Raw genomic sequence first — 18,119 nt, 5'->3', positions numbered from 1 at the left:
AAAAGCGCCTGCTCGGCCGTCACCCTAGAGGGCGCCCGGCGCCAGGAGGTTCCGCGACGCGCCGGTGCGGGGCCGCCGTGTCGATCGTCACGCCTGTGCACACTACGGTACGAGGCTCTGCACCGCTCCCGCTGCCGACCTGGCGGCGTCCCGGACCGCGCCGGCCACCGCGCCCGCGACCTTGTCGTTGAAGACGCTCGGAACGATGTAGTTCGGGTTCAGCTCGTCCACGGTGACCACGTCGGCCAGTGCCTGCGCCGCGGCCAGCATCATGTCCGTGCTGACGGTGCGGGACTGGGCGTCCAGCAGACCGCGGAAGACGCCCGGGAAGACCAGCACGTTGTTGATCTGGTTCGGGAAGTCGGACCGGCCGGTGGCCACAACTGCGGCCGTCTGACGAGCGATTGCCGGGTCGACCTCGGGGTCCGGATTCGCGAGTGCGAACACGATCGCGTCGTCCGCCATGGCGGCCACGTCGTCCCCGTCGAGGAGGTTCGGGGCCGAGACGCCGATGAAGACGTCCGCGCCGCGCACGGCCTCCTGGAGGGTGCCGGTGAGGCCCTCGTGGTTGGTGTTGTCGGCGATCCAGCGCAGCGGCGAGTCGGAGGACGCGGCCACCAGGTCCTCGCGGCCGGCGTGCACCACGCCGTGGATGTCGGCGACGACCGCGTTCTTGACGCCCGCCGCGCGCAGCAGCTTCAGAATGGCCGTGCCCGCCGCGCCGGCCCCCGACATGACGACCCGGACGTTCTCGATCGCCTTGCCCACCACGCGCAGCGCGTTGGTGAGGGCCGCGAGGACGACGATCGCGGTGCCGTGCTGGTCGTCGTGGAAGACGGGGATGTCCAGGGCCTCGCGCAGCCGGGCCTCGATCTCGAAGCAGCGGGGCGCGGAGATGTCCTCCAGGTTGATGCCGGCGAAGCCGGGCGCGATCGCCTTGACGATCTCGACGATCGCGTCGGTGTCCTGGGTGTCCAGGCACAGCGGCCAGGCGTCGATGCCGGCGAAGCGCTTGAAGAGGGCCGCCTTGCCCTCCATGACGGGCAGCGCGGCCTTCGGGCCGATGTTGCCGAGGCCCAGCACGGCGGAGCCGTCCGTCACGACCGCAACCGAGTTGCGCTTGATGGTGAGGCGGCGGGCGTCCTCGGGGTTCTCCGCGATCGCCATGCACACGCGGGCCACGCCGGGCGTGTAGACCATGGACAGGTCGTCACGGTTGCGGATGGGGTGCTTGGACTGCATCTCGATCTTGCCGCCGAGGTGCATGAGGAACGTACGGTCGGAGACCTTGCCGAGCGTGACGCCCTCGATGCCGCGCAGCTTCTTCACGATCTCGTCGGCGTGCGCGGTGGAGGTGGCGGCGATGGTGACGTCGATACGGAGCTTCTCGTGGCCGGAGGCCGTGACGTCGAGGCCGGTCACCGAGCCTCCGGAGGACTCCACCGCGGTGGTGAGCTGCGAGACGGCGGTTCCGCTCGCGGGCACCTCCAGCCGGATGGTCATCGAGTAGGAGACGCTGGGCGCCGTTGCCATGGCCGACTTCCTCTGCTTTCACCGTGTCGCGAAGTTGTGCCGTCCGATCGTCGCACCTACCCCTGAGTACGTGCCAGCCGCCCTGGAATACGGACGTTTTGTTCACAGGTGCGCTGCGAGTTCGGAAAACAGCTTCCACCATACGGGAGGACGTCGGGCAATGAGAGCGGGCAATGAGGGAGGCCCACGTCGTCGAGCGACGTGGGCCTCTCTCTTCGTTCATGACACCGACCCGCCATGCTCGCCTCGCGGCAAGTGGTCGCTCGTGGCGACTAAGGTTGGGCCCGGGGGCTTGGATCGAGCCGGTGTCACAGCAAGGCTAACAAACGGATCCCCGACTGCCTTCCCGTCACCCGGCCTCCACCCCGCAATGACGACGCTTTGCGGCGACCCCTCCTGGTTCGTCCCGAGAGTTCATCCCGCGTTCAGTCCCGCAGCAGGTCCGGCACCCCGGCCGCGTCCGGCTCGTCGCGGTCCGCGGAGACGACGGTCAGCTGCTGGGTCGCTCGGGTCATGGCGACGTACAGCACCCGCAGGCCGGCCGGGCTCTCGTCGGCGATCTCCGCCGGGGAGACGACGACCGTCGCGTCGTACTCCAGTCCCTTGGCCTCCAGGCTGCCGAGCGCCGCCACCCGGTCGCCGAGCCCGGCGAGCCAGCGCGCGGCCTCCGCGCGCCGGTTCATCGCGACGACGACGCCGACCGTGCCGTCGACCAGGCCGAGCAGCCGCTCGGCCGCCGCCCGCACGGTCTGCTCCAGGGAGTCCCGGGCGACCGTGAAGTGCGGCTGGACCCCGGTGGAGCGGACCGCGGTCGGGGACTCGGAGCCCGGCATCGCGAGGGCCAGCACCTTCGAGGCCAGGTCGGCGATCTCGGCCGGGTTGCGGTAGTTCACGGTGAGCCGGAAGCGGCGGGCGCGCGCGGAGCGGCCCGTCCCGCCGTCGCCGCCGGGGCGCTGGCGGGAGCCGGGCACACGGGTGCCCAGCGCCTCGTCGCGGGCCTCGGCCGCCTCGTCCGGGTCGGACCAGGAGGACTGCGCCGGGTCGCCGACGACGGTCCAGCTGGCGTGCCGGCCGCGGCGGCCGATCATCCGCCACTGCAACGGCGTGACGTCCTGCGCCTCGTCGACGATGACGTGCGCGTACTCGGTGCGCTCCTGCGCCAGCCGCTCGGCCCGCTCGCGCTGCGACTCCTCGCGCACCGGCATCAGCTCCTCCAGGCCGGTGAGCTGGTCCAGCGGGTCCACGTCGCGCTTCTTGCGGGGGCGGGCCGGGGTCCCGAGGATCGCCTGCAACTCGTCGAGCAGGGCGATGTCGTGCACGGAGTAGCCGTCCCGCTTCAGGGAGCGGGCCACCTTGCGGATCTCGCCGGGGTTGAGGACGCGCCGGGCCCAGCGGCCGAGCCGGCGCTCGTCGGCCATCGCGTCGAGGACGGCCTTCGGAGTCAGCTCGGGCCACCACGCGTCCAGGAAGGCGATGAAGGCGTCCTCGCCCGCCACGTCCTCGTCGAAGGAGGCGCGCAGCTCGGCGGCCAGCTCCGGGTCGGTGTGCCGTCCGACGGCGCCGGACTGCTCGTACAGGGCGTCCAGCAGCAGCCTGCGGGCGCGCGGGCGCAGCAGGTTCACCGGGGCCGTGCCGCCCAGGGCGGTACGGCGGACGTGGTCGAGGTCGGCGGCCGTCAGCTCCAGGCGCCGGCCGAAGGCGACGACCCGGAGGCGGTCGAGCGGGCCGGACGGGACCGGCGGGGCGTCGGTGTCGTCGTCCTCACCGAAGGCGAGCTGTCCCGCGGTGGGTGCCGCGCCGCCGCCCGGCCCCAGCTCCAGCGCCCCGCGCGCGGCCTTGCGCAGCACCTTCAGCATCCGGTACGAGCCCTTGGCACGGGCCACCGACGGGGCGTCGTACAGCCTGGCCTCGGCGCCGTCGACGAGCGAGCCGATCGCCCGGATGGCGACCTGGCCCTCCTCGCCGAGCGAGGGCAGCACGCCCTCGGTGTAGGCCACCAGCAGCGGGGTCGGCGAGACGATCAGGATGCCACCCGAGTAGCGGCGCCGGTCCTGGTAGAGCAGGTAGGCCGCCCGGTGCAGCGCGACGGCCGTCTTGCCGGTGCCCGGCCCGCCCTCGACGTAGGTCACCGAGCCGGCGGGGGCGCGGATGACCAGGTCCTGCTCGGCCTGGATGGAGGAGACGATGTCCCGCATGGTGTGGCCGCGGGCCTGGCTCAGGGCGGCCATCAGGGCGCCGTCGCCGATCACGGGCAGTTGCCGGCCGTCCAGGTAGGCGGTCAGCTCGGGGCGCATCAGGTCGTCCTCGACGCCCAGCACCCGGCGCCCCTTGGACCGGATGACGCGGCGGCGCACGACCCGTCCGGGGTCGACCGGCGTGGAGCGGTAGAACGGGGCCGCCGCGGGCGCCCGCCAGTCGATGACCAGCGGCGCGTACTCCGCGTCGAGCACGCCGATGCGCCCGATGTGCAGGGTCTCGGCGATGTCGGCGGTGTTGTCGGCGCGCACCGCGCCCTCGGCGGGCTCCACGGCGGTGTAGGCGCCGTCGGGTCCCTTCTTCCCGTCCTTGCCGCGCAGCAGGTCGATGCGGCCGAACAGGAAGTCCTCGAACTCGTTGTTCAGCCGGTTGAGGTGGATGCCCGCCCGGAAGACCTGCGCGTCGCGTTCGGCGAGCGCGCCGGGCGTGCCGACCTGGCCGCGCCGGGCCGCGTCGTCCATGAGGAACTCGGCTTCGTGGATCTTCTCCGCAAGGCGCTGGTACACCCTGTCGAGGTGTTCCTGTTCGACGCTGATCTCTCGGTCACGTACGGAATCGTGCACCGACCCGACCGCGGATTGCTGAGCCTGAGCGGCCACCTGGCCCCCTTCTGACGTGCTGGGCAGCCGTCAACCGTACGCGAAGGGGGCCCCTGGAAGCTACGGCCCGGCCGGGGGATCCCACCGGACGGTCTCACGCGTCGACCTGGACGAGTTTCCGGCCGCTGAAGGTCATGACCTCGAAGTGGTCGATCTGGTCCGGTTGCAGGGCCGCCCCGCCGCGGACGTAGAGGGGGTTCTTCGCCGCGTCGGTGTCGGCGCCCGGCAGGCCGTAGCCCCAGTCCGGCACGGACCAGGAGGTCACCGTCTCGCGTTCGCCGTTCTTGCCGACGGCGACCAGCGCGCACTTCTCCGGTCCGGGGACGTTCTTCAGTTGCAGGACGGTGTCCGAACCCCAGGGTTTCTTCTCCAGCGCGACCGTCGCGGTGACGTGCGTCGTCGGGTCGGTCGCCGTGACCTTGTCCGGCATGGCCGTGAACGCGGTCCTGGCGGGCGGTGCGGCCACCGCGGGGCCGTCCGAGCCGCCGGTGGCGGCCAGCACCGTCAGCGGACCGCCGATGATCAGCGCGACCGCCGCGGCGACCAGGTAGCGGCTGCGCCGCCGCTTCCGGGCGCGGTGCTCGGAGACCTCGTCGGCCAGTTTCTCCGCCAGCCGCGGGCTGGGCCCGGCGGACGGCGACTCCCCGAGCGCGGGTGTGCCGGCCCCCGGCAGGTCCGCGAGCGCGGCCAGCAGGGGCTCCGTCCCGGCGAGTTCGTCGAGCTGCCGCGCGCACCGGTCGCACCCGGCGAGGTGGGCCTCGAAGGCGGTCGCCTCGGCGTCGTCGAGGATACCGAGCGCGTAGGCGCCGACCGTCTCGTGCTCGTCGGTCGCCGGGGTTCCCCGGCCGGGAGCCGTGGGACCAGTCATGCCCGGACCGTCCGTGCCGGATCCGTCGCGTCCTCCGTACCCGCTCGTCACGCCGTCACCCCCCGCTCCTCCAGCGCCAGCTTCATCGACCGCAGGGCGTAGAACACCCGTGAACGGACCGTGCCACTGGGGATACCGAGCGTCTCGGCCGCCTCGTTGACGGTACGCCCCTTGAAGTAGGTCTCGACCAGGACCTCCCGGTGCGCCGGGGTCAGGTCGTCGAGCGCGTCGGACAGTGTCATCAGCCACAGCGCCTTGTCGATCTCGTCCTCCGCGGGGATGGCCTCCAGCGGCGACGGATCGACCTCCTGCGGCCGGGCCTGCCGGCTGCGGTGGCCGTCGATGACGATGCGACGCGCGACCGTCACCAGCCAGGGGCGTACCGATCCGGTCGCCCGGTTGAGCTGACCGGCGTTCTTCCAGGCACGGATGAGCGTCTCCTGCACCACGTCCTCGGCGCGCTGCCGGTCCCCGGCGACCAGCCGGAGGACGAAGGCGAGGAGGGGGCCGGCGTGCTCGCGGTACAGAGCACGCATCAGCTCCTCGTCGGGCTCCGCGGATCGGGACATGCGGTGCCGGGGCCTCGATCCACGCTCATTGGCCACGACGGGATCCTTGCGCACGCCACCTCCGATGTCCGGGGGTTCCCCCAGCCGGTCGCTCGTGCACGGGTACGGATGCCGGGTGGGGTGTGTTCAAACCGGAGCGGCGGTTTTCCGTGGAGCGCCGCGACGAGGGGACATCTGCACACTTTACCCCCGTGCATTCTTTGCATTTCCGATACATCGGACGGGGTTGGAACCGGCCGTGCGGCGGCGCGGACGAACAGCCTGTCGCGGACATCACTCCAGACTCCAGCCGCTGCGGACGTCACTCCGGCTGTCGCGGACATCACTCCAGCCGCTGTGGACATCGCTCCGGACGTCGGCCGGCGGGGCGGTCAGGCCCGGGCCAGCGCCGCTCGCCGGCGGTGCCGGGCCACCCGCTCCCGGTTCCCGCAGACCTCGCTGGAGCACCAGCGCCTGCGCCGCCCGCGCGAGGTGTCCAGGTACACGATGGGGCAGTTGTCGCCCTCGCACTCCCGGACGGCCGCCCGCGCCACGGGGTCGGTGAGCAGGTCCACGGCGTCCCGCGCGAGGGCCGCGAGCAGCGCCGCGCACTCGGGCGGACCGGCGAGTTCCCGGACGAGCGTGCCGTCCGGGCGGCGCACCGCGCGCGGTGCCGGGGGCGCGGCCTGCGCGACCGCGTTGACCCGGGCCAGCGCGAGATCGTACGGCCGTCCGTCACCGGCGAGCCCGCCCCGCACCAACTGCCCGATGAACCAGCGCAGTTCACGGAAGCCCGGCAGCCAGGAGGCGTCGGCGTGGGCCAGCGGGGTGCCGGGCGGGACGAGACCGGACCCGACGATCCAGGCCCGCAGCGGCTCTACCGCGGCCAGCCGTTCCTCCGGGTGGGCGGTGGCCAGGAGGTCCAGGCACCTCCGCCCGGCATGGAACCGCAGCTCATTGGGGGCCGTACCCAGTGCCATGTGCCTGTCACCGCCTCTGCGCTTCGCTGGAAGGGCCCTGATTCGCTTGCGGCAGGGGAAACCGTTCCCTCTCCCACAGTGCCTGCCCAGTCGCGCGACCGGAACCCCTCACACCGCCGAAGCCGTGGGCGGGGTCCGGTGCGGGGGGTGGTGCGACACCTGTGCGACACCCGTACGAGGGCGGGCGGGCGAACGCGGGCCGCGTCAGGGGTCGTGACGAACACTCAGCAATATTCGGAGATATTCAATGGCATTCAATGGCATTGAAGGGCGTTGAAGGGCATGTGCCGATATGCGCGGATGATCGGTGGCTCACCCGTCGCCGTACTTGGTGTCCGCCGACGGGTCCAGGGCCAGCCGGTAGCCCCGTTTGACCACGGTCTGGATCAGTCTGGGCGTGCCCAGGGCGGTGCGGAGCCGGGCCATCGCCGTCTCCACCGCGTGCTCGTCCCGCCCGGCACCGGGCAGCACGCGCAGCAGTTCGGCCCGGGAGACCACCCACCCCGGGCGCCGCGACAACGCCCGCAGCAGCGCCATCCCGGCCGGCGGCACCGGCCTGAGGTCCCCGTCCACCAGCACCGCGTGCCCCCGGATCTCCACCCGGTGGCCGGCGATCGGCAACACCTGTGCGCGCCCGGGGAGTTCCTGGCACAGCAACTGGACGAGCGGCCCGAGCCGGAAGCGTTCCGGCTGCACCGTGGCCACCCCCAGCGCCTGCAACGGCAGCGCGGTCACCGGCCCGACACAGGCCGGCAGCACGGCGTGGTGGAGCGCGTCGAGCAACTCGCCCGTGAGGCCCCGTTCCTCCGCCCTGGACAGCAGCGACGCGGCGGCGGGCGCGCTGGTGAAGGTGAGCGCGTCCAGCCCGTGCGAGAGGGCCGCGTCCAGCAGCCGGTCCACCGGGCCGATGTCCTCGGGCGGCATCCACCGGTACACCGGCACCGGGATCACCTCCGCGCCCCCGGCCCGCAGCGCCTCCACGAAGCCGGGCAGCGGCTCCCCGTGCAACTGCACGGCGACCACGCGCCCCTCGACGCCCTCCTCCAGCAGCCGGTCCAGGACCTCGGCCATCGACTCGCTCGACGGCGACCACTTCTCGGTGAGCCCCGCGGCCCGGATGGCGCCCTTCACCTTGGGTCCGCGGGCCAGCAGCTCGACGCCCCGCAACCGCCCGAGCAGCGACTCGCCGAGCCCCCACCCGTCGGCGGCCTCGATCCAGCCGCGGAAGCCGATGGCGGTGGTGGCCACCACGACGTCCGGCGCCCGGTCGATGATCTCCTCGGTGGCGGCGAGCAGTTCGCCGTCGTCCGCGAGCGGCACGATGCGCAGCGCGGGCGCGTGCACGACGACGGCACCGCGCCGCTGGAGCAGTGCCCCGAGTTCGTCGGCGCGGCGCGCGGCCGTCACGCCCACGGTGAACCCCGCGAGGGGCCCGTGCTCCGGGGGCCCGGGTTCCGGTCGCTGCTGTGCCTCGTCCATGGCTCTCGTCCCGCGCTCGGTTCGTCGTGCCGCAGGCGAAGGCGCCGGTCCGGCTGTTTCGGCGGTGCGGCACCCGCCTGCCGACCGAGCTTGTCAACGACGCGTGACAGGCTCGGATCGACTCGATGTCACCATTGTTACGTCACACCTCGGCATAGCTGAGTTGCTGCTTCTCCTCGGTGGCAGTCTCGGCCGCGACCGGGGCGGCCGGCCGGCGAAGGTATACGGCCCAGGTGACCACGGAGCAGACGGTATAGCAGGCCAGGAAGGCGGCGAACGCGCCGGTGCCGGTGCCGGAGCTGAGGAAGGACTGCCGGAAGGCGAGGTTGATGCCGACCCCGCCGAGCGCGCCGACCGCTCCGATCAGCCCCATCGAGGCCCCGGAGAGCCGCCGCCCGTACCGCACGGCCGCCTCGCCGGTCAGCCCGGCGGCCAGTGCCTTGGCCTGGAAGATGCCGGGGATCATCTTGTAGGTCGACCCGTTGCCGAGCCCGGTGAGCGCGAACAGCACGACGAACGTGACCGTGAACAGGGCCAACGACCGCTGCTGACCCGCGACGATGAGCACGGCGGTGGCCGCCGCCATGGCCCCGTAGGTCCACAGGGTGATCCGCGCGCCGCCGTACCGGTCGGCGAGCCGCCCGCCGAGCGGCCGGACGAGGGAGCCGAGCAGCGGCCCGACGAAGGTGAGGTACGCGGCCTGCAACGGCGTACGGCCGAACTCGGTGGTGAGCACCTGCCCGAAGGCGAAGCTGTACCCGATGAACGACCCGAACGTGCCGACGTACAGGAAGGACATGATCCAGGTGTGCGCCTCCTTCGCGGCGTCCCTGGCGGCGCCGGTGTCGTTCTTCACGGAGGCAAGGTTGTCCATGAAGACGGCGGCGAGTACGGCGGCGACGACGATCAGCGGGATGTAGATCCCGAGCAGGACGCGCGGCCCGCCGCCGGCGCCGATGATCGCGAGCGCGACGAGCTGGATGACCGGCACGCCGATGTTGCCGCCGCCCGCGTTGAGCCCGAGCGCCCAGCCCTTCTGCCGCATCGGGAAGAAGGCGTTGATGTTGGTCATGGAGGAGGCGAAGTTGCCGCCGCCGATGCCGGCCAGCAGGCCGATCCACAGGAAGGTGGCGAAGGAGGTGCCGGGCTCCATCACCGCGAACGCGGCAACCGTCGGGACCAGCAGCAGCCCGGCGGAGATGATCGTCCAGTTCCGTCCGCCGAAGACCGCGACGGCGAAGGTGTACGGCACCCGGGCGACGGCGCCGACCAGGGTGACCACCGAGGTCAGCAGGAACTTGTCGGCCGGGGTCAGGCCGTACTCCGGGCCCATGAACAGCACCAGGACGGACCACAGGGTCCAGATCGAGAACCCGATGTGTTCGCTGAGCACGGAGAAGAACAGGTTGCGCCGGGCGATCCGCTCGCCGGTGGTCGTCCAGAAGGTCTCGTCCTCGGGATCCCAGTCCTGGATCCAGCGGCCTCCCCTGCCGGTCGGGGCGGGGTCCGTACCAGTGGCTGTCATCGCGCCTCCAGGTGCTCCGGGGATCGGGGGGTTGCGGGGGTCGGGCGTTGCGGGCGCCACTTGCCGGTGAGCGGGGTGACGAGCGGGATGAGCGGGATGAGCGGGTGATGACTTCCGAAGGTAGGAAGGGTGCGTTTCCGGTCTGTGGCCGTGGGTGACCGCCCGGGAACGTTGCTCTCACCCGGCGAGGAGGGCGGCTGAGAGGTCCCCCGCGGCCCCGGCGGCGGCCGGGTCCGAACGGATTGGGCTCACCTGCCCACGTCCGGACGCGCGTAGAAGCACGGCATCATGGCTGTCACTGCGCACCACCACCGCGGAGGCCGTCGAGACGGGCGACGGGCTCTACGCCCGCGGGGTGACCATGCCCGACGGCACCATCGCGGCGGACGCGGTGTGGGTCAACATCGTCAACATCCACTGCACGATCCGCGGCATCGCCAAGGACCGGCTGCACCTCGCCCACAACGACCACGAGTTGGTCGGCAGGGTCGTGGCCGAGACCACGACCGCCTCCTACCAGGGCGGCGCGCCGACCTCCGACCTGTCGCGGATGCGGATCGGGCAGACCGCGCAGGTGCTCGGTGCCTGGCGGCCCGCGGACCACCACATCGACATCGCCCGCGTCGCACTCGGACACTGAGGGGCGGCGCCATGATCGCCACGCTCCCGCTCGTCTCCGGCCTGGCGCCGCTGGTCTGCGGGCTGCTGCTGGGACTGACCGGCGCGGCCAAGCTCCTCGGCCGGCGGACCGCGCAACTGGCCGCCGGCACCGTACTGGTACGGGTGCTCGGCGACGGCCGACGGGCCACACTGGCACTGCGCACCGTGGGCGGATCCGAACTCGTCCTGGCCGCCGCGCTGCTGACCGTACCGGCCACGACCGCCCCCGGCCCCGCCCCGGCCCTTCCCGGCCTCGCCACGGCGGCGCTCGGCCTCGGCTTCACCGCGTACCTGACCTACGCCGGGGCCACCGCCCCCGAGTCGTCCTGCGGATGCAGCGCCCGCGCGGAGGGCCCGATCGGCGTACGGTCCTTCACCAGGGCCGGGCTCGTCGTGGTCGGCGGTCTGGCGGCGGCCGGCGCGGACACCGCCTGGTGGTCGACGCTCACCGGCCGCCCCGCCGCGTCCGCCGTCCTGCTCCTGGCCGCGGCGGCACTGCTGCTGTCCGTCTCCTCGGACGTCGACCACCTGTGGCTGGTCCCGCTGCGCCGGGCCGGGCTCCGGCTGTTCGGCAACCCGCTGCCCGCGGCGGCCGGCGAACGCGTCCCGGTCGACGCGACCGTACAGCTCCTGGAACGCTCCCTGGCCTGGGAGACCACCCGTCCCGCGGTCCGCTCGGCGCTGCTCGACCACTGGGACGACGACGGCTGGCGGGTACTGCGCTACTCGGGCACGTACCCGGACGCCCGCGGGTCCCGTCCGGTGAGCGTGCTGTTCGCCCTCGACATCACGGCGGACATCGTCACCGCGCCGAACCCGGCGGTCCGCGTCTGCCTGGTGGACGAGGAAACGGAAGAGATCCTCCCGCCCGAGGCCCTGGCCCCCCTGCCCCACCGGACCCCGCTGCCGCTGGCCGACTGACGGTCCGCCGGCCGGGCGAAGGCGATCGGACGCCCGCCTCCCCCTGGCGGACACGCGTAGACCTCGGGCACCATCTCCGTGCACCACCTGCACAGCCGCCCCATAGGAAGAACGGCCCTACCGCAGGAAGGTCCCCATGAAGATCCGCTCCGCCCTCACGGCCCTCGCGCTCACCCTCACCCCCGGGCTCGCCGTCCTCGCCGGCGCCGGGGACGCCCTCGCCGCCCAGGACGGTGCCCAGACCGTCGCCGTCACCAAGATCTCCCACGCGACCGCCACGTCGATGTTCAGCTCGGTCGGCATCACCTGGTCGTCCTCCGGCAACTGCTCCAACCGCAACGTCTCCACCTGCACGTCCTTCGACCAGCTCAACCTGGCCACCGCGCAGGGCGCCCAGACCCTCAAGCGGTCCTCCGGCTGCGCGCTGAACATCACGGGCGGCACCGAGACCGGCCACGCCAGCGGCACGTACTCCCACTGGAACGGCTACAAGCTCGACTACGGCAAGAACACCTGCGTCACCAACTACATCAAGGGCGCCTTCACCTACATCGGCCTCCGCGGCGACGGCGCCCCCCAGTACCAGTCCGGCGCCGGCAACATCTACGCGGACGAGGGCAACCACTGGGACGTCCTCTACTACAACTGCGGCGGCTGCTGACCCGGCCCCACCGGGAGCCCCGCCCCGCCCGGGACCCGGCCGTGAACGGCGGCCGGGTCCTTGGTGGTTGGGGGGCGTGGTGGGGGTGGTTCGGATCTACCGGTTGACGGCCTGGATCTCCTGGACGGCTACGTCCTGGGTACCCCCGAAGGTGCCGTCCGGCAGACGTCGTTCTTGGTTGACACCGGTACCTGTCCAGTAGATCGTCACCGCACGGTTGTTGGACAGGGTCACCAGCCTGTCCCAGCGCGCCAGCCGGTCCGGCAATGCACTGGTGATGGCCTTGGGCCTGTGGTGGGCCTCGGACCATTTGGGCCCCGACGGCTGGGACCTGAACGACATTCCGCTGGCGCAGGCCACATGGTCCTTCGGATTCGTGGTCGTTCTGCTGCAGTACTCGCCGTCCTGGCACGTCCGTGTCCTCGGCCAGGGTGTCGTCGCTCATGCCGCCGATGCGTTCCAGCGCCGACCGGCGGAACGCGCCCACCGCGCCTGGGATCGTCGGCATGCAGCGCAGCACGTCGTACAGGCGACGGTCGAGGTTGAAGCCCATCACGTACTCGATGTGCTGCCAGACGCCGATCAGCGAGTCCCGGTTGCCGACCTTGGCGTTGCCGCCACCGCGCCGACGCGCGGGGCGCCGAAGGGCTGCGCCAGTTCGCGGACCGTCGCCGGTTCGAAGACGGTGTCGCCGTCCATCATGACGATCAGGTCGTGCCGGGCGTTCGCCAGGCCACGGTTGAGCGCGGCCGGCCTGCCCACGTTCAGCCGGCGTACGACGCGGACGTTCGGCAGGGCCATCGCTCCACGATCCGGGCCGTACCGTCCGTCGAACCGTCGTCGACGACCACGAGCTGGGTCCTCACGGCGTTTCTGCTGTCCAGCGCGGTGCTGACGCCCCTGCTCGGCCGGCTCGGCGATCAGGTCGGCAAACGCCGCGTCCTCGTCACGGTCCTGTTGCTGCTGACCGTGGGCAGTGTGGTCGCGGCGCTCGCGACGAGCCTGCCCGTGCTGGTACTGGGACGCCTGCTGCAAAGCGCGGGAGGCGCCACCCTGCCGCTGGCCTTCGGCATCGTCCGCGACCTGCTGCCCGGCGAGCGGGTCGGTGCCAAGATCGGCACGATCGCCGCCGTCAGCGCGGTCGGCGGTGCGGTCGGTGTGCTCGTCGCCGGCCCGATCATCGACGGTCTCGGTGTGCCGTGGCTGTTCTGGGTGCCCGCCCTGGCCAACGGGATCATGGTGCTCGCCGTGCTCGCGCTCGTCCCGGACACCGGGGCCGCCACCACGGGCCGGATGAACTGGCTCGCGGGCCTCCTGCTCGCGGCGACCCTGGTACTGCTTCTGCTGCCGCTGAGCCGCGGGCAGGAGTGGGGCTGGGGCTCGGGCAGGACGCTGGGCCTGTTCGCCACCGCGGTGACGGCCGGAGTGCTGTGGGTGACCGTCGAGGCGCGGTCCGGGTTCCCGCTGATCGACATGCGGGTGTTCCGCCTGCGGCCGGTGTGGACGGCGAATCTCGCGTCGTTCCTCTTCGGGGTCACCCTGTACTCCGCCCTCGGGTTCATCCCTTCTTTCCTCCAGACGCCCACCAGTACCGGCTACGGCCTCGGTGAATCCATCGTGATGACCGGCCTGATCTTCCTTCCCGTCTCGGTCACCCAGTTCCTCGGCGGCCTCGCCGCGGGCCCGCCGGCGCGGACGGTGCCGACGAAGACGCTCCTGGCCCTCGGCACCGGGCCGATCGTCGTCTGCTTCCTCCTGCTCGCGGCCCGCCACGACAGCGCCTGGCTCATCTCCCTGGCCGCCGCGATCGGCGGCGTGGGTTTTGGCATCGGGCTGTCCGCGCTGTCCGCGCTGTCCGCGCTGTCCGCGGCGATCGTGCACGCCGTCCCCGCGGAGCACACGGGCGCGGCGAGCGGGATGAACGCGAACATCCGCGCCATCGGAGGAGCGGTGGGCGCCGCCGTCGTCGCCGCCGTCCTCGCCTCCCGCACGACGTCCGGGCAGTTCCCGAGCGAGAACGGTTATACGGTGGCGTTCCTGCTGCTGGCCGGGGCTGCCGTGGTCGGGTTGGTCTCCTGCCTCTTCATCCCGGCGGGGCCGCCCGGTGCGGGCCGGACCGAGGAGACGGCGCACGAGATCAGCGCGGACCTCGTCGACGAACGCCACACCAAGTGAGTCGAGCGTGCCGGATCCTCCGGATTTCCGGCGAGCTGACCCCGGTGCGTCACTTGACGTGTGCCAGCGTGCAGCAGAGAAGAACACGAAAGGGTTTCCCATGACAGCAGTTGCCGCCGCTCGGGATATCGAGAATCTGATCGCCGAGTACGCAGAACTGGTCGACACCGGCGACCTGGCCGGCGTGGGCCGGCTCTTCACCGACGGCGTTTTCATCGGCAGTGACGGCGTCCGGTTCGAGGGCAGTACGGCCGTCGAGAACATGCTCCGGGACCACGTCATCCTCTATGACGACGGCACTCCACGCACCCACCACGTCACCACCAATATCCGCATCGAGGTCGACGAGCAGGCCGACACGGCGACCGCCCGGTCCTACCTGACGATTTTCCAGGCGGTGGACGGACTGCCGCTCCAGCCGATCGCTGCGGGCCGTTACCGGGACCACTTCGCACGGCGGGACGGCACATGGCGGTTCGCCCAGCGTCGGATCACCATTCACATGGTCGGGAACGTCAGCCGTCACTTGCGCTGACCGGTGGGCCGGTCCCCCGGCCGACCATGACGGTGGACCGGTGCCCGGCCGCCCATGACAAAGACCCCGTCGCCGCGGCGACGGGGTCCTGGTCGTATGGGACGAGTGGAGATGGCGGGAATCGAACCCGCGTCCAACGGTGCGGAACCAGGGCTTCTCCGTGTGCAGTCCGCTGCGCTTTTCTCAGCCCCGGAGATCACGCGGACAAGTCTCCGACGGGCTCAGTCACTGTTTGGTTTCCCTCTTCACCCCGTGACCGGGATCAAGGTTTAGTCCCCTAGCTGATGCCAGGATCCGGGTCGGGAACAGCCCCGGGCTGACACTCCCTTAGTAGGAGGCTCGCTCTTGCTGCCTGATCAGGCAGCGAGGGCGAAGGCCTGCTGGGAGGAATCGCGCTTGGTATTGGCGATTATTTTTTCGGCCTGTGGTTTACGAGATCATGGCCGCTTCCTCGACACGCTTCCCCTGCTTCGACAACCGCTGTCGAAACCGATCATCCCCATGTTGATTTTTCAATCCGTGCACCCGCCTCGGGGTGCGGTGACATCTTACGTGACCAACGCGCCCGCATGCCAGCGCATTCCCGCCGCCGGCGGGGCCCATGGCCTCCGGCAGGTGTCCGGGCGGCGCAGCACGGCCCGCGGACCGGTCAGGCGCGCTGTTTGCGCCGGACCGCCGCGATCGCACGGTCCGCCTCGCGGCGGTCCTGCTTCTCGCGCAGGGTCTGCCGCTTGTCGTACTCCTTCTTGCCCCGCGCCAGCGCGATCTCGATCTTGGCCCGGCCGTCCTTGAAGTACAGCGCGAGCGGCACGATCGTGTGACCCGTCTCCTGGACCTTGGACTCCAGCTTCTCGATCTCCACGCGGTGCAGCAGCAGCTTCCGCTTGCGCCGGGCGGTGTGGTTGGTCCAGGTGCCCTGGCTGTACTCGGGCACGTGCACGTTGTACAGCCACGCCTCGTGCGCGTCGAGTTGCACGAAGCCGTCGACCAATGAGGCCCGTCCCTGGCGCAGCGACTTCACCTCGGTACCGGTGAGGACCAGGCCGGCCTCGTAGGTGTCCAGGATCTGGTAGTCGTGCCGCGCCTTCTTGTTCTGCGCAATCAGCTTGCGCCCTTTTTCCTTAGCCATAGTGCCGACCATTTTCGCACTAGGGAGGGGGTCTGGCGGAAGCCGATAAAACGGGGGTCCCTACGGCGGGTCGCCCAGTCCGCTCAGGACGGTCTCCGCCCGCTCCAGCGCCTGCTGGCCGGCCTGTAGGTCGGGGGTGATGCCGCGGCCGTCGACGGTGTGCCCCGAGGGGGTGCGGTAGTGGCCGACGGTCAGTTCCGCGACGGAGCCGTCGGGCAGCTCGGTCGGCATCTGGATCGAGCCCTTACCGAAGGTGCGGGAGCCGACGACGACCGCGCGGCCCCGGTCCTGGAGGGCACCGGTGAGCATTTCGGCCGCGCTCATCGTCCCGCCGTCGACGAGCGCGACCAGGGGCCTGGTGGTGTCGCCGCCGGACGCGGCGTGCAGGGCGCGCTGCTCGCCGTCGACGTCGTAGGTGGCCACCAGGCCGCCGTCCAGGAAGGCGGAGGCGGCGGTGACGGCCTCGGTGACCAGGCCGCCGGAGTTGCCGCGCAGGTCGAGGATGATCCCGGCGCCGGCCGGGGCCTGCCGTACGGCGGTGCGGACGGTGTCGCCGACTCCCTTGGTGAAGGCGTCGACCTTGATCACGGTGACGCCCCGGGTGAGCCTGCGGACGGTCACGGAGTCGGTGGACAGCCGGGCCCGGCGCAGCGTCTCGCTCCACGCGCGCGTGCCGCGCTCCAGGCCGAGCCGGACGGTGGTGCCGGCGGCGGCGTCCTGGGCGTCGCCACGCAGCAGGGCGACCACCTCGGTGACCGGGCGCCCGTCGACCGCGGTGCCGTCGACGCTGCGCAGCAGATCGCCCTTGCGGATCCCGGCGGCGGCCGCGGGCGATCCGGCCCGCACCTTGGTCACCTCGATACGGCCGTCGCTCGCGCGCCGCGCCCACAGGCCGACGCCGGTGTACTCGCCGTCGAGGGCCTCCTCGAACTCCTGGTACTCGCCCTCGGAGTAGACGGCGTCCCAGCGGTTCCCGCTGCGGCTCACGGCTCGTTCGGCGGCCTCCATGGGGGACTTGCCGTCGGCCATGGCCGCGGCGGCGGCCTCCTGGACATCGTCGTACCGGGTGGCCGTGCGGGCCGCGTCGCGGAGGGTCCTGCGGCCGGAGTGGTCCGGGTCGGGGAAGGATCCGGTCGCGGCGCCGGTGACGAGCACGCCGGCGAAGACCAATGTCAGGGCCGCCCCGCGGCGGAAGCGGCGGGGCTGACAGAACGGGTCACGGCCTGACATGCCGGTGAGTCTAGGACAACGCGAAGGGCCGTACGGCCGGTTGACCGTACGGCCCTCTTGGCGTGCGTCACACCTTCAGGTACTTGCGCAACGCGAAGAACGCTGCCAGCGCGGGCATCAGAATGCTCGCGGCGAGGATCAGCGGGAGCTTGGTCAGCACGGCGTCCCAGCCGACGAAGTTGATCAGGCTCAGCTTCGCGGACAGGTCCATGCCGTGGTCGACGGTGAAGTAGCGCCCGACGACCAGGAAGACGCAGGCGAGGCCACCGCCGATGAGTCCGGCGACCGCGGCCTCCATGATGAACGGCGCCTGGATGTAGAAACCGGACGCGCCGACCAGCCGCATGATCCCGGTCTCGCGCCGCCGGCTGAACGCGGACACCCGCACAGTGTTGACGATCAGCATCAGCGCGATGATCAGCATCAGCGCCATGACACCGAGCGCCGCCCGGTTCAGCAGGTTGAGCAGCCCGAAGAGGTTGTCCAGGATGCCCTTCTGGTCCTGGACCGACTGCACACCGTCCCGTCCGGAGAAGGCGGAGTCGATGACCTGGTACTTCTCCGGGTCCTTCAGTTTGATCCGGTACGACTCCTGCATCTGGTCCGGCGTGAGCGAACTGGCCAGCGGGGAGTCGCCGAACTGCTGCTTGTAGTGCTTGTACGCCGCGTCCTGCGACTCGTAGTTGACCGTCTCGACGACCGACATCTTCTTCAGGTCGGCGAGGATCTGCTTCTTCTGGTCGTCGGTCACCGCGCCCTTGGCGCAGGTGGGGTCCGTCTCGGCCTCGCTCTTGTTGCAGAGGAAGATCGAGACGTTGATCTTGTCGTACCAGAAGCCCTTCATGGTGGTCACCTGGTCGCTCATCAGCAGCGAACCGCCGAAGAGGGCCAGGGAGAGGGCGACGGAGACGATGACGGCGAAGGTCATCGTCAGATTGCGGCGGAGACCGACACTGATCTCCGACAGGACGAACTGGGCGCGCATGGCGTCGGATCAAGCCTTTCCGTGGATCTCGTGCG

General features: G+C 71.3%; 15 protein-coding genes, 1 other RNA gene and 2 pseudogenes. 6 read left to right on the top strand and 12 right to left on the bottom strand.

The window, feature by feature from the left end; translation table 11 throughout:
* Positions 1-102: 102 nt before the first annotated feature.
* The 7 genes from ACFY2B_RS25030 to ACFY2B_RS25000 form a co-directional block, all read right to left on the bottom strand.
* Positions 103-1,533 (bottom strand): NAD-dependent malic enzyme, encoded by a 1,431-nt coding sequence (locus ACFY2B_RS25030; protein WP_390765314.1) that lies wholly within the window; start codon positions 1,531-1,533, stop codon positions 103-105.
* Between the two features lie 425 nt (positions 1,534-1,958).
* Positions 1,959-4,388, bottom strand: coding sequence for a HelD family protein (locus ACFY2B_RS25025; RefSeq protein WP_390765313.1), 2,430 nt, complete (start codon positions 4,386-4,388; stop codon positions 1,959-1,961).
* 94 nt (positions 4,389-4,482) lie between these two features.
* Positions 4,483-5,256 (bottom strand): anti-sigma factor family protein, encoded by a 774-nt coding sequence (locus ACFY2B_RS25020; RefSeq protein WP_390765312.1) that lies wholly within the window; start codon positions 5,254-5,256, stop codon positions 4,483-4,485.
* 47 nt (positions 5,257-5,303) lie between these two features.
* Entirely contained in the window at positions 5,304-5,825 is a 522-nt protein-coding gene (locus ACFY2B_RS25015) for a sigma-70 family RNA polymerase sigma factor (protein WP_390765311.1), read from the bottom strand.
* 371 nt (positions 5,826-6,196) lie between these two features.
* Positions 6,197-6,784: a CGNR zinc finger domain-containing protein gene (locus ACFY2B_RS25010; RefSeq protein WP_390765310.1), complete on the bottom strand. Its 588-nt coding sequence runs from the start codon at positions 6,782-6,784 to the stop codon at positions 6,197-6,199.
* A 312-nt stretch (positions 6,785-7,096) separates the two neighbouring features.
* Positions 7,097-8,263, bottom strand: coding sequence for a uroporphyrinogen-III synthase (locus ACFY2B_RS25005; protein ID WP_390765309.1), 1,167 nt, complete (start codon positions 8,261-8,263; stop codon positions 7,097-7,099).
* A gap of 142 nt (positions 8,264-8,405) precedes the next feature.
* Complete coding sequence (locus ACFY2B_RS25000) at positions 8,406-9,788, bottom strand: nitrate/nitrite transporter (protein ID WP_390765308.1); 1,383 nt, start codon at positions 9,786-9,788, stop codon at positions 8,406-8,408.
* Positions 9,789-10,143: 355 nt separating this feature from the next.
* Between ACFY2B_RS25000 and ACFY2B_RS24995 the strand changes: the two genes are divergently transcribed.
* The 4 genes and pseudogenes from ACFY2B_RS24995 to ACFY2B_RS24980 all read left to right on the top strand — a co-directional run.
* Positions 10,144-10,428, top strand: a complete 285-nt coding sequence (locus ACFY2B_RS24995) for a hypothetical protein (RefSeq protein WP_390765307.1) — start codon at positions 10,144-10,146, stop codon at positions 10,426-10,428.
* 11 nt (positions 10,429-10,439) lie between these two features.
* A complete protein-coding gene (locus ACFY2B_RS24990) occupies positions 10,440-11,369 on the top strand; it encodes a MauE/DoxX family redox-associated membrane protein (RefSeq protein WP_390765306.1) in 930 nt (309 codons plus the stop codon).
* 136 nt (positions 11,370-11,505) lie between these two features.
* Positions 11,506-12,030, top strand: a complete 525-nt coding sequence (locus tag ACFY2B_RS24985; RefSeq protein WP_376523771.1) for a hypothetical protein — start codon at positions 11,506-11,508, stop codon at positions 12,028-12,030.
* 259 nt (positions 12,031-12,289) lie between these two features.
* Positions 12,290-12,439 (top strand): annotated as a pseudogene (locus ACFY2B_RS24980) (acyltransferase); the annotation flags it as partial.
* On the opposite strand, the pseudogene ACFY2B_RS24975 reads toward ACFY2B_RS24980, so the two are convergent.
* Positions 12,440-12,887, bottom strand: a pseudogene (locus tag ACFY2B_RS24975) (glycosyltransferase family 2 protein); the annotation flags it as partial.
* Here ACFY2B_RS24975 and ACFY2B_RS24970 point away from each other — a divergent pair.
* Entirely contained in the window at positions 12,841-14,205 is a 1,365-nt protein-coding gene (locus ACFY2B_RS24970; RefSeq protein ID WP_390765426.1) for an MFS transporter, read from the top strand. The pseudogene ACFY2B_RS24975 and the gene ACFY2B_RS24970 sit on opposite strands and share 47 nt — an antisense overlap.
* A gap of 100 nt (positions 14,206-14,305) precedes the next feature.
* Positions 14,306-14,740 carry a nuclear transport factor 2 family protein gene (locus ACFY2B_RS24965; RefSeq protein WP_390765305.1) on the top strand — a complete coding sequence of 145 codons (435 nt, stop codon included), beginning with the start codon at positions 14,306-14,308 and terminating at the stop codon, positions 14,738-14,740.
* A 103-nt stretch (positions 14,741-14,843) separates the two neighbouring features.
* On the opposite strand, the gene ssrA is transcribed toward ACFY2B_RS24965, so the two are convergent.
* The 4 genes from ssrA to ftsX all read right to left on the bottom strand — a co-directional run bounded on the left by ssrA (position 14,844) and on the right by ftsX (position 18,084).
* Positions 14,844-15,241: a transfer-messenger RNA gene (gene ssrA / locus ACFY2B_RS24960) on the bottom strand.
* A 148-nt stretch (positions 15,242-15,389) separates the two neighbouring features.
* Positions 15,390-15,869 carry an SsrA-binding protein SmpB gene (gene smpB, locus ACFY2B_RS24955; protein ID WP_390765304.1) on the bottom strand — a complete coding sequence of 160 codons (480 nt, stop codon included), beginning with the start codon at positions 15,867-15,869 and terminating at the stop codon, positions 15,390-15,392.
* 60 nt (positions 15,870-15,929) lie between these two features.
* On the bottom strand, positions 15,930-17,099 hold the full coding sequence (locus tag ACFY2B_RS24950; RefSeq protein ID WP_390765303.1) for a S41 family peptidase: 1,170 nt from the start codon (positions 17,097-17,099) through the stop codon (positions 15,930-15,932).
* A 67-nt stretch (positions 17,100-17,166) separates the two neighbouring features.
* Positions 17,167-18,084, bottom strand: a complete 918-nt coding sequence (gene ftsX / locus ACFY2B_RS24945) for a permease-like cell division protein FtsX (protein ID WP_390765302.1) — start codon at positions 18,082-18,084, stop codon at positions 17,167-17,169.
* Positions 18,085-18,119: the final 35 nt, after the last annotated feature.

The organism is Streptomyces sp. NPDC001270, assembly GCF_042896695.1.
Taxonomy (GTDB): Bacteria; Actinomycetota; Actinomycetes; order Streptomycetales; family Streptomycetaceae; genus Streptomyces.
This window is presented reverse-complemented; position numbering and strand designations above follow the sequence as displayed.